Here is an 11,402-nt window from a genome sequence, read left to right as displayed (position 1 = left end):
CACGGTGTTGTTGAGCTTGTTTTTTTATCCAGCGCGATCAACGGCTAAGCTACATCATCCAATGGATGGCAATGCGCCATTGATTTGGCGCCAGCTTAACAGACACATTCTGACTACATTAGGGAATTTACCCGGCAAACCCTGCTGTTGATCGCTTTCATGGGAAACTCTGCCGCCCCAAAACCCTGTGCTAAGCTGGCGACCCTTTTTTAGCAGTGGAGTCTGGGCGATGAAGGCACGCATCCAATGGGCGGGCGAAGCCATGTTCCTCGGTGAGTCGGGCAGTGGCCACGTGGTGGTCATGGATGGCCCGCCGGAGGCCGGTGGCCGCAACCTGGGCGTACGCCCGATGGAAATGCTCCTGCTCGGTGTAGGCGGTTGCAGCAATTTCGACGTGGTCAGCATCTTGAAGAAGTCCCGACAGGCGGTGGAAAGCTGCGAAGCGTTCCTGGAAGCCGAGCGTGCCACCGAAGACCCGAAGGTGTTTACCAAGATCCACATGCATTTCGTGGTCAAGGGCCGGTCGTTGAAAGAAGCCCAGGTCAAGCGTGCCATTGAGCTGTCGGCCGAGAAGTACTGCTCGGCCTCGATCATGCTGGGCGCTGCGGGCGTTGCCATTACTCATGACTACGAGATCATTGAGTTGGACTGATTCCTCAATCAGCAGGCAAAAAGAAAGGGCGCTAAAAAGCGCCCTTTCTGGTTTTTTGTAGGAGCAAGCTTGCTCGCGATGGGCGTTAACGATAACGCGGACATCCTGAATGAATGCGGTGCCCTTGCTTTTTTCGCGAGCAAGCTCGCTCCTACAGGGCCGGCCTCAGATGCGGTAAGTGCTCTTGGTCATGACTTTGGCCAGCAGGCTCATGCCGAATTTCACCGGTGCCGGGAAGCGGAAGCCGCCGGCGTCCAGCGCGCTTTCGGCGTGATGCTCTTCATCTATGCGCATCTGCTCAAGAATCGCCCGGGATTTTTCGTCCTCGGCCGGCAGTTGCTCAAGGTGTTCGTTGAGGTGTTTGCACACCTGATGCTCGGTGGCGGCCACAAAACCCAGGCTGACTTTGTCGCTGATCAACCCGGCCACCGCCCCAATGCCAAACGACAGGCCGTAGAACAGCGGGTTCAGCACGCTGGGATGGCTGTTCAACTGGCGGATGCGTTGTTCGCACCAGGCCAAATGGTCAATTTCTTCTTCGGCGGCGTGTTCCATCGCGGCGCGCACTTGCGGCAGCTTGGCGGTCAGGGCCTGGCCCTGGTACAGCGCCTGAGCACAGACTTCGCCGGTATGGTTGATGCGCATCAGGCCGGCGACGTGGCGGGTGTCGCTCTCGCTCATTTGCGCTTCGGGCTGCACGATGGCTGGCGACGGGCGGTGCGGTTGGCCGCTGAATGGCAGCAGCGTGCGCATGGCCGTGTCGGCTTGCAGCAACAGACGGTCAATCGGCGAGTAGTGACGTTGGGTAGTCATGCTGACCTCCGGGAAGAATCTCGGCGGCCAGTTTACCGCAAGAGAGGGTGAAGCGTTTGCGCTGGGTCAAATTGCTTGTGTGGCGAGGGAGCTTGCTCCCGCTGGAGTGCGCAGCGCTCCCGGTTTTATGCGGCCGCTACGCGACCGAGCGGGAGCAAGCTCCCTCGCCACAGATGGTGCTCAGCCCGGCGGCCAGTTCATCTGGCGCTGACCCAGAACATGCATATGGATGTGATAAACAGTCTGCCCGCCATCTTCATTGCAGTTCATCACCACACGGAAGCCCTTTTCGCAGCCTTGTTCAACGGCCAGGCGTTGGGCGGTGAACAGGATATGCCCGGCCAGCGCCTTGTCTTCCTCGGTGAGGTCGTTAAGGGTACGGATCGGCTTTTTCGGAATCACCAGGAAATGCACGGGTGCCATTGGCGCGATGTCGTGGAAGGCCAGGACCTGGTCATCCTCGTAGATGATTCTCGCGGGTATTTCTCTGTTGATGATCTTGGTGAACAGAGTATCCACAGCTGTTTCTCCATTGTGAAAGTGCAAGGTGAGTGTACTCAGCGGGTCAGCGCGGGCAATAGGCCTTGTTGATGGCGCCGGCAATCTTGCGCGTCAGCCAGCGCGGGCTGAAGCGCGGGCTGAACGCCAGCCAGCGATTACGCCGGCCGGGAATGATGATGGCTTTGTTCTTGGCCAGGGCGCGCACGGTATAGAGCGCAACTTCCTCCGGGCTCATCAGCTGTTGGCTGCGGTCCAGTTTGGCGGTGTCCATTTGTGCGGTGCCGAAGAACGCGGTACGGGTCGGGCCGGGGCAGAGGACGGAAACCTTGATGCCACAGGTTTTGAGTTCTTCGCGCAAGCCTTCGGAAAAGTGCAGCACGTAGGCCTTGCTGGCGTAGTAGGTGCTCATCCAGGGGCCCGGCTGGAAGGCAGCAACCGATGCGACGTTGAGAATCTGCCCACCGCCGTGCAGGGCCATCGCATTGCCGAGAGCGTGGCACATGCGGGTCAGGGCTAGGATGTTGACTTCCATCAGGTCCTGCTCGGTCATCCAGTCCTGTGCCAGGAACGGGCCGCTGGTGCCGATGCCGGCGCAGTTGACCAGCAGGTCGATCTGCCGTTCGCCCTCCTCAAGCTCCAGCAGGAACCCGGACAGGCGCAAGGGCTCGCCCAGGTCGCAGGCGCGGAACAGCACCTCGACGCCAAAGCGTTGGGTCAATTCGATTGCAATGCTTTCCAACTGATCACGCTGGCGGGCCACCAGAATCAAGCTGCGGCCGCGACGGGCCAGTGCTTCGGCCAAGGCCAGGCCGATGCCGCTGGAGGCACCGGTGATCAGAGCGTAACGGGTCATGCGTTTCTCCATCGCAACGCTACCGGGCCTGTGACAGAGGCGTCACAGGCGTCGGGCGTTTTTCACTGTTGCGTAGAGTCTACAGGTTCGGCTGTGTCGTCAGCACTTTGCACATCGACTTCATCGACGGCGGTGGCCTGGTCGCTGTCGTCATCGGAATTGATGGAGCTGCTTTCGTAGCTGGCGCCTACGTCGCTTTCCAGTTGATCCAGGTAGCCGCTCATGCCCACCAGCACAGCGCCGGCAAAGATCAGCGGAATGAATGCCAGCCACAGGGCGGACAGGATTTTTACCGCGGTAGAGTTGCGCGGCGGTGGCGCGCCGTACTGGTTGGCGCCGGTATTGCCCGGGAGAACCATCAGCAGAATCGGGAAGATGCTGCCTACGAACGGCACCAGGTGCAGGAACCACAGCCAGCCGGACCAACCCAGGTCATGCAGGCGCTGTACGGTGATCTGCACGCTGACCCACACGGCGGCCACGAGTAGGGCGATCCCGACCAGAAAGCCAATGACCATGGCAATCGTCGGAGACACCGCGGCGATGCCCAGCCCGACAGTAAAGAACGCGCCCGAGACGAGCAGCATCACCACGCTCAACACCAGTGTCCACGCCAGGAAGCGCAGGCGCCCGATACGGCCGTTGACGGTGAATACGTTAAGGGTGGAAAACTCCGGCAGGTTCTCGCCTACGGCGGCCCGGGGCGGGGCGTAAGGTGATGCGGCGGGGGTTGTGTAATCGGTCGAGCTGCCGGAGCCCGTTTCGTGGGTTTCGGCAAGGCTGAAGGCGACGGGCTGCTCTTCTTCTATGCGCGCGTCGACACCGGCATTTTTCAGCGCTTGCAGGTAGGTTTCGGCATCGGCGCGGGAAAGGTCGCGTTTCAGGGCGACAGGGCGGCCGGTGAAGAGTTTTTCGATCGCGTCAACTTCGCTTTTGAACAGCTCGGCGAGGTTCAGCTTGGCGGTGGTGCTCTCGACGCCCGGGAGCAATGCGCCATCAAACACAATCTTGAAACGGTTGTCGCTCATGCGGGCATCCTTGTCACTGAAATAGGGGAGGCCTGCTTCGATCAGCAGGCTTTACATCGCGGGTCAGCGTGGCCAGCGTTCAGGCAATTGTGCCGCGTGCTCGAGCGCCTTGCGGTATTCGGCATCCAGGCGGGCCACGAGTTCATCGACACTGGGCAAATCATCTATCTCACCGACGCCCTGGCCGGCAGACCATACGGTCTTCCAGGCTTTGGCCTCGTCGTTGAGTGGCTTGAGCTTGGAGCCGAAATTGACTTCGCCCTTGCCTTGCAGCGCAGCGAGGTCGAAACCGGCGTTTTCCAGGCTCTGGCGCATGAAGCTTGCGGGCACACCGGAGACGGCTGGAGTGTGCACGATGTCGGCGGCGCGCGATGTGAGCAGCATCTCTTTATAAGCATCCGGGGCGTGGCTTTCGGTGGTGCCGATAAAACGGGTGCCGAAATAGGCCAGGTCGGCGCCGAGTAGTTGTGCCGCGAGGATTTCGTGGCCGTGGTTGAGGCAGCCGGCGAGTAGCAGGGTCTTGTCGAAGAACTGACGAATCTCTGCAATCAGCGAAAACGGGCTCCAGGTACCGGCGTGGCCACCGGCGCCCGCCGCGACGGCGATCAGGCCGTCGACGCCGGCTTCAGCGGCTTTCTCGGCATGGCGCCGGGTGGTGACGTCGTGGAATACCAGGCCGCCGTAGCTGTGCACGGCGTCCACCAATTCTTTCACCGCGCCCAGGCTGGTGATGACGATCGGCACCTTGTGTTCGACGCAGATCGCCAGGTCAGCTTCCACACGCGGGTTGCTGTTGTGCACGATCAGGTTGACCGCATAGGGCGCCGGCTTGTCCAGCAGCGCCAGGCCCGCTTCGATCTCTTCCAGCCACGCCTTGAAACCGCTGCTTTCGCGCTGGTTGAGCGCCGGGAAACTCCCGACGATCCCGTTGCGGCAGCAGGCCAGTACCAGTTGCGGGTTGGAAATCAGAAACATCGGCGCAGCCACTACAGGCAGGCGCAGATTTTGTTCGAGCGAAGCGGGCAGCGACATTGGAAGTACCCCGAGTAATAGAAATTAGAACGGTTTGACCACGACCAAAATTACGATAGCCAGCAATATCAGAACTGGCACTTCATTGAACCAGCGATAAAAGACATGGCTGCGGGTGTTTTCGCCACGGGCAAAACGTTTTACCTGTGCGCCGCACATGTGGTGGTAGCCGATCAGCAGTACTACCAGGGTCAACTTGGCGTGGATCCAGGCGCCGGATTGAAAGATGGCCGGGTTGAGGTAGATCAGCCAGCCACCGAACACCAGGCTGGCAATCATTGCCGGGCCCATAATGCCGCGGTACAGCTTGCGCTCCATGACGCTGAAGCGTTCCTTGCTGACGGTGTCCTCGCTTTGAGCGTGGTAGACGAACAGGCGCGGAAGGTAGAACAGCCCGGCAAACCAGCAGACGATGCTGATGATATGGAAGGCTTTGACCCATAGATAAAGCATTTTTAGTTATTCCCAGGTTCACGGTAGCTGAAGATAGTAGTGGCTCAAGCGTCTACACGTCACGTTGACGGTTGTCGCAGGACGATACGGACCCTATTATCGACGGCTTTCCAGTGGGTTCGTTGAGGGCAGGTTTATGGTCAAGGTCGGTATCGTCGGCGGCACGGGTTACACCGGTGTCGAATTGCTGCGTTTGTTGGCTCAGCATCCGCAAGCTGAGGTGGTGGTGATCACTTCCCGATCCGAGGCCGGCCTGGCTGTGGCCGACATGTACCCGAACCTGCGAGGCCACTATGACGGCCTGGCGTTCAGCGTTCCGGACATCAAGACCCTGGGCGCGTGTGATGTGGTGTTCTTCGCCACGCCCCACGGTGTGGCCCACGCCCTGGCGGGCGAGTTGCTGGCCGCTGGCACCAAGGTGATCGACTTGTCGGCAGACTTCCGCCTGCAGGACGCCGATGAGTGGGCCAAGTGGTACGGCCAGCCTCACGGCGCGCCGGAGTTGCTGGAAGAGGCGGTGTATGGCCTGCCGGAAGTCAATCGTGAGCAGATCAAGCAAGCACGTCTGATCGCCGTGCCGGGTTGCTATCCGACCGCCACGCAGTTGGGTTTCCTGCCATTGCTGGAGGCCGGGTTGGCGGATGCATCGCGCCTGATTGCTGACTGCAAGTCGGGTGTCAGTGGTGCGGGTCGGGGTGCAGCGGTAGGTTCGCTGTACTCCGAGACGTCGGAAAGCATGAAAGCCTATGCAGTCAAAGGCCATCGCCACTTGCCGGAAATTCGCCAGGGGCTGCGTCGCGCGGCGGGTAAGGATGTCGGCCTGACGTTTGTGCCGCACCTGACGCCGATGATTCGCGGGATCCACTCCACGCTGTATGCAACGGTCGTCGATCGCTCGGTGGATCTGCAGGCGCTGTTTGAAAAGCGCTATGCCAATGAACCGTTCGTCGACGTGATGCCGGCGGGCAGCCACCCGGAAACCCGCAGCGTGCGTGGTGCCAACGTGTGCCGTATTGCAGTGCACCGCCCACAGGATGGTGACCTGGTGGTGGTGTTGTCGGTGATCGATAACCTGGTGAAGGGTGCTTCGGGCCAGGCGGTGCAGAACATGAACATCCTGTTTGGCCTGGACGAGAAGCTGGGCCTGTCCCACGCGGGCATGCTGCCGTAAGTTTTCTGCTGTTGCGCAAAGGCCCGTTGATCGGGCCTTTCGTGTTTTTAATGGCCGCTGCGCAGATTGATATACCGTAACAATAGTTGACCGCTTTTCTAGGAGAAGCGGATAATGCCTGCCATCACGCATATGGCGGCGCTACGCCGGGAGATTATCAGCATGAGCGTTGAATCCTTCACCCCCACGGCTTTGCAATTCACCCACGGTGCTGCGCACAAGGTGAAGAGCCTGGTCGATGAAGAGGGTAATGATCGCTTGAAGCTGCGCGTATTTGTTACGGGCGGCGGTTGTTCAGGGTTTCAGTACGGTTTCACCTTCGATGAAGACGTGGCCGATGACGACACCATCGTTGAGCGCGAGGGCGTAAGCCTGGTCGTGGATCCGATGAGCTTCCAGTACCTGGCAGGAGCCGAGGTGGATTATCAGGAAGGTCTGGAAGGTTCGCGCTTCGTGATCAAGAACCCGAATGCAACCACCACGTGTGGTTGCGGGTCTTCGTTCTCGATCTGATCGACAGCGGATGTGAAAACGCCGCTTGGCCTTGATAGGGCCAAGCGGCGTTTTGCTGTGTGGGGTTCAGGCGGGGTAGATCGCGCCGAGTACGCGAAGCCCGCGGGCGCCGGTGACGCTGGGGCGGTTGGCGGCGATGCCTTCGAGGCAGCAATGGGCCAGCCAGGCGAAGGCCATGGCCTCGACCCAGTCCGGGTCTACGCCGTAGGTGGCGGTGCTGCTCACTTGAGTGGCGGGCAGCAAGGTGCTCAGGCGGTTCATCAAGGTTGCGTTGTGGGCGCCACCGCCGCAGACCAGCAGGGTTTCGGTCTGTGGTTGGGCGGTTTTCAGGGATTCGACGATGGTCAGGGCGGTGAGCTCAAGCAGCGTGGCCTGCACGTCTTGGGCCGCGAATGACGGTAATCGGCCCAAGTGATGTTCCAGCCATCCCAGGTTGAAGACTTCGCGCCCAGTGCTTTTTGGCCCTTTGGTCACGAAGAATGGGTCGCCGAGTAATGCCTGGAGTAGCTGTGGCTCAACGTTTCCGCCGGCTGCCCACTGGCCATCGCGGTCAAAGTTCTCGCCGCGTTGCTGCAGGATCCAGGCATCGAGCAGGACATTCCCCGGGCCGCAGTCAAAGCCGGCGACCGGTTTGCCAGTCTCGATCAAGCTGAGATTACTGAAGCCGCCGACGTTCAGCACGGCGCGGTTGCCCGTACGCTCGCCAAACAATGCCTCATGAAAGGCGGGCACCAGCGGAGCGCCTTGCCCGCCGGCGGCGACATCGCGGCTGCGGAAGTCACTGACGACGGTGATTCCGGTCAACTCGGTGAGCAGCGCCGGGTTGCCGATCTGTACGGTAAAGCCCCGTGCAGGTTCGTGGCGAATGGTTTGCCCGTGACTGCCAATCGCACGAATGTCCTGGGCTTTGAGTTTCTGCTGATCCAGCAGGGCATGAATACCCTGGGCGGCGAGTGTCACCCAGTTATGCTGGGCGATTGCCGAACGGGCAATCTCGTCCGGGCCGCTGGCGCAAAGGCCAAGCAGCTCGGAACGCAGGGATTCAGGCATGGGGATGTAGTGGGTGGCGATCAGCTTGATCGCCGGCGCCTGCTCGATCAGCGCAATGTCCAGGCCATCAAGGCTGGTCCCGGACATCACACCTATATAGAGCGACATGGCTTAGCGTTTCGCCGAGGCCAGGAGAGTGGAGCGCTCCTGATCCATGCGGGCCATCAGTGGCTGGCTCTGCTGCAGGAAGCGTGCGCGCTCGGCCTTGGCGATTGGATCGGCCATTGGCAGCTTCTGGCCCAGTGGGTCGACGTGCACGCCGTTGACCTGGAACTCGTAGTGCAGGTGCGGGCCGGTAGACAGGCCGGTGGTGCCGATGTAGCCGATCACCTGGCCTTGCTTGACGTTACTGCCCGTCTGCACACCTTTGGCAAAACCTTGCATATGGCCATACAGCGTACGGTACGTGTTGCCGTGTTGGATGATCACGGTGTTGCCATAGCCACCACGGCGACCGGCGAGCAATACCTTGCCGTCACCGGCAGCCTTGATTGGCGTACCACGTGGCGCGGCGTAGTCGACGCCTTTGTGTGCGCGAATTTTGTTCAGAATTGGATGCTTGCGACCCATCGAGAAACGCGAGCTAATACGGGCGAAGTCAACCGGAGTACGGATGAAAGCCTTGCGCATGCTGTTGCCGTCGGCGGTGTAGTAGCTGCTGTTGCCTTGTTTGTTGGTGTAGCGCACTGCGGTGTAGGTCTTGCCACGGTTGGTGAACCGCGCCGAAAGGATGTTGCCAGTGCCTACGACCTTTCCGTTGGCGACCTTCTGCTCGTAGATCACGTCGAATTCGTCACCCTGGCGAATGTCCTGGGCGAAGTCGATGTCGTAGCCAAACACGCTGGCCATATCCATGGTCATGCTGTGGGACAAACCGGCGCGGGCGGCGGATTGCGACAAAGAGCTGTTGATCACTCCGTGTACATACGCAGAGCGCATGACTGGCTTGGTCGTGACTCGATTGAACGCAAAGCCCTTGGCGCCCTTGGTCAGCGTGATGCTTTCCAGGTCGCTGACGCTACTGTGCAGGTTGTTCAACTGGCCGTCGGGGGTGAACTCGAATTCAAGCTTCTGGCCGTGCTTGAGCTGGGTGAACTGCTTGGCCTGCTTGTCGCTTGCCAGTACATCGTTAACTGTCGCGGCGGGAAGACCGACCTTTTCGAACAGGGTCGACAGGGTGTCGCCTTTGGCAACAATGACTTCCCGGTGTAGCGGGTTCTTCGGTGCTTCTACCGCCGGCGTGGCCTGTGCGGTCTCTGGGGTGTCTTCGGCGCTGTTTTCGATCTGGGCAAACGGCGATTCTGCGGCGCCATTTGTGGCTTGTAGTGCGTCGGAAGCGTCTTGATCTTGTGTCAGTTGCTCAACCGGACTTTCAAGGTCAAGGCTCAGTGTCGTTCGTTTGGCTTCTACATCGCTGGAAGGGAATACCAGGAGTGCCAGGCTCAGAAGGGCGGCGATCCCACTTGCGGCGAGCAGGTGGGTCTTCGGGTAAAGCGGCGGCGCTTTAGACGGTTCTGTGGTCATAAGTAATTTTGACTTTGAAAAGATGAATTGGAAAAGATGAATGACATGATGAAGATGAAATAACTGTATAAAATATAACCAAATCATCTGTGGTGCAAGCTTGCGAACGCTAGGCTTGCTGAACGGTGTCCGTGCGCAGGGCAAAACTTGTAATTAGTCCCTGATCTTGTATGGTTGGTTCCCTTTTGAATCTGAGCCTTGCGGGTCTGTTATGAAGTCGGTTGAAGAGCAGCTAGCGCTGATCAAACGTGGTGCGGAAGAACTGTTGGTTGAAGCTGAGCTGATCGAAAAGCTCAAGCGTGGCCAGCCCCTGCGTATTAAGGCTGGCTTTGATCCGACGGCGCCGGATCTGCACCTTGGGCATACCGTGCTTATTAATAAGCTGCGTCAGTTCCAGGAGCTGGGGCATCAGGTGATCTTCCTTATAGGTGACTTCACCGGGATGATCGGCGACCCGAGCGGCAAGAGCGCGACGCGTCCGCCGCTGACTCGTGAGCAGGTTCTCGATAACGCCGAGACCTACAAGACCCAGGTCTTCAAGATTCTTGATCCGGCCAAGACCGAGGTGGCGTTCAACTCCACCTGGATGGATCAGATGGGGCCCGCGGACTTCATTCGTCTGACGTCCCAGTACACCGTTGCTCGCATGCTTGAGCGCGATGACTTCGACAAGCGCTACTCCACCAATCAGCCGATCGCTATCCATGAGTTCCTGTACCCGCTGGTTCAGGGGTATGACTCGGTGGCGTTGCGTGCCGATGTCGAGTTGGGCGGTACCGATCAGAAGTTCAACCTGCTGATGGGGCGTGAGCTGCAGCGTGCGTATGGGCAAGAAGCTCAATGCATTCTGACCATGCCGTTGCTGGAGGGGTTGGATGGCGTCAAGAAGATGTCCAAGTCTCTGGGTAACTATGTAGGTATCCAGGAAGCGCCGGGTGTGATGTACGGCAAGCTCGTCTCGATTCCTGATGCGCTGATGTGGCGTTACTTCGAGCTGTTGAGCTTCCGCTCGATGGATGAGATCAATGCATTGCGTGCCGATGTAGAGGCGGGTGCGAATCCGCGGGACGTGAAGATCAAGCTCGCTGAAGAGATCGTGGCGCGTTTCCATGGCGAAGAGGCTGCTGCCAGTGCTCATCGTGCTGCGGGTAACCGTATGAAGGATGGCGAGCTGCCGGATGATTTGCCTGAGATCGAATTGACTGCTGGCGAGGCAATGCCAATCGCTGCTGTCCTTAATAAGGCGGGCCTGGTGAAGAACTCGGCAGTGGCGCGCGACCTTCTGGGTTCCGGTGGTGTGCGTATAGATGGTGAGGTTGTCGATCGCACCTTTATATACGAACTGGGCGCGACCCACGTTTGCCAGGCCGGCAAGAAGGCATTTGCGCGTATTACGCTTAAATCCGAATAAACCTGAAATTAACTGTTGACGGCGTTTTATATCTGTCTATAATTCGCCCCACTTCCGGCGCAGTCGAAACGGAAAACTCCTTGGTAAACAAAGAGTTATGTAGGTTTCGACAGCGAGTTGCTTCAGGTCATCGAAGCCCAGAAGGAGTTGATAAGGTCGTGTAGTTTGGCCCTGTTAACGATTCGATCTTCTCGGTCGAAAGCGGAGAAAAAGAGGTGTTGACAGCAGCGTGTAACGCTGTAGAATTCGCCTCCCGCTAACGAGAGATCGGAAGCGCAAGTGGTTGAAGTTGTTGAGGAATTCCTCGAAAACTTCTGAAAATAATCACTTGACAGCAAATGAGGCTGCTGTAGAATGCGCGCCTCGGTTGAGACGAAAGATCTTAACCAACCGCTCTTTAA

General features: G+C 59.0%; 12 protein-coding genes. 4 read left to right on the top strand and 8 right to left on the bottom strand.

What is annotated here, in order from left to right:
* Window positions 1-229 precede the first annotated feature (229 nt).
* Window positions 230-652, top strand: a complete 423-nt coding sequence (locus tag M2400_RS00060; protein WP_259198067.1) for an OsmC family protein — start codon at window positions 230-232, stop codon at window positions 650-652.
* A gap of 165 nt (window positions 653-817) precedes the next feature.
* On the opposite strand, the gene coq7 is transcribed toward M2400_RS00060, so the two are convergent.
* The 6 genes from coq7 to hemJ all read right to left on the bottom strand — a co-directional run bounded on the left by coq7 (window position 818) and on the right by hemJ (window position 5,332).
* Window positions 818-1,465 carry a 2-polyprenyl-3-methyl-6-methoxy-1,4-benzoquinone monooxygenase gene (coq7, locus tag M2400_RS00055; RefSeq protein ID WP_177043267.1) on the bottom strand — a complete coding sequence of 216 codons (648 nt, stop codon included), beginning with the start codon at window positions 1,463-1,465 and terminating at the stop codon, window positions 818-820.
* A 180-nt stretch (window positions 1,466-1,645) separates the two neighbouring features.
* Window positions 1,646-1,984, bottom strand: a complete 339-nt coding sequence (locus tag M2400_RS00050) for a histidine triad nucleotide-binding protein (protein ID WP_010167221.1) — start codon at window positions 1,982-1,984, stop codon at window positions 1,646-1,648.
* Between the two features lie 46 nt (window positions 1,985-2,030).
* Entirely contained in the window at window positions 2,031-2,819 is a 789-nt protein-coding gene (locus M2400_RS00045) for an SDR family oxidoreductase (protein ID WP_177079319.1), read from the bottom strand.
* A 62-nt stretch (window positions 2,820-2,881) separates the two neighbouring features.
* A complete protein-coding gene (locus M2400_RS00040) occupies window positions 2,882-3,847 on the bottom strand; it encodes a DUF805 domain-containing protein (protein ID WP_259198068.1) in 966 nt (321 codons plus the stop codon).
* Window positions 3,848-3,910: 63 nt separating this feature from the next.
* Window positions 3,911-4,879 (bottom strand): nitronate monooxygenase family protein, encoded by a 969-nt coding sequence (locus M2400_RS00035; RefSeq protein ID WP_177043270.1) that lies wholly within the window; start codon window positions 4,877-4,879, stop codon window positions 3,911-3,913.
* Window positions 4,880-4,903: 24 nt separating this feature from the next.
* Window positions 4,904-5,332 (bottom strand): protoporphyrinogen oxidase HemJ, encoded by a 429-nt coding sequence (gene hemJ, locus M2400_RS00030; protein WP_177043271.1) that lies wholly within the window; start codon window positions 5,330-5,332, stop codon window positions 4,904-4,906.
* Between the two features lie 136 nt (window positions 5,333-5,468).
* On the opposite strand from hemJ, the gene argC reads away from it, so the two are divergent.
* The gene (argC, locus tag M2400_RS00025; protein WP_010206935.1) at window positions 5,469-6,503 is read left to right on the top strand and encodes an N-acetyl-gamma-glutamyl-phosphate reductase; all 1,035 of its coding nucleotides are present in this window, start codon (window positions 5,469-5,471) and stop codon (window positions 6,501-6,503) included.
* Between the two features lie 162 nt (window positions 6,504-6,665).
* Complete coding sequence (gene erpA / locus M2400_RS00020) at window positions 6,666-7,016, top strand: iron-sulfur cluster insertion protein ErpA (RefSeq protein WP_003176443.1); 351 nt, start codon at window positions 6,666-6,668, stop codon at window positions 7,014-7,016.
* A gap of 66 nt (window positions 7,017-7,082) precedes the next feature.
* On the opposite strand, the gene M2400_RS00015 is transcribed toward erpA, so the two are convergent.
* A complete protein-coding gene (locus tag M2400_RS00015; protein ID WP_177121899.1) occupies window positions 7,083-8,174 on the bottom strand; it encodes an anhydro-N-acetylmuramic acid kinase in 1,092 nt (363 codons plus the stop codon).
* Between the two features lie 3 nt (window positions 8,175-8,177).
* Window positions 8,178-9,590: a peptidoglycan DD-metalloendopeptidase family protein gene (locus M2400_RS00010; RefSeq protein ID WP_177112627.1), complete on the bottom strand. Its 1,413-nt coding sequence runs from the start codon at window positions 9,588-9,590 to the stop codon at window positions 8,178-8,180.
* 211 nt (window positions 9,591-9,801) lie between these two features.
* On the opposite strand from M2400_RS00010, the gene tyrS reads away from it, so the two are divergent.
* Complete coding sequence (gene tyrS, locus M2400_RS00005; protein WP_076962201.1) at window positions 9,802-11,001, top strand: tyrosine--tRNA ligase; 1,200 nt, start codon at window positions 9,802-9,804, stop codon at window positions 10,999-11,001.
* Window positions 11,002-11,402 lie beyond the last annotated feature (401 nt).

The organism is Pseudomonas sp. BIGb0558, assembly GCF_024807515.1.
Lineage (GTDB): Bacteria > Pseudomonadota > Gammaproteobacteria > Pseudomonadales > Pseudomonadaceae > Aquipseudomonas > Aquipseudomonas yamanorum_A.
The sequence above is the reverse complement of the archived record's forward strand: the minus strand, read 5'-3'. Positions and strand labels throughout refer to the sequence as shown.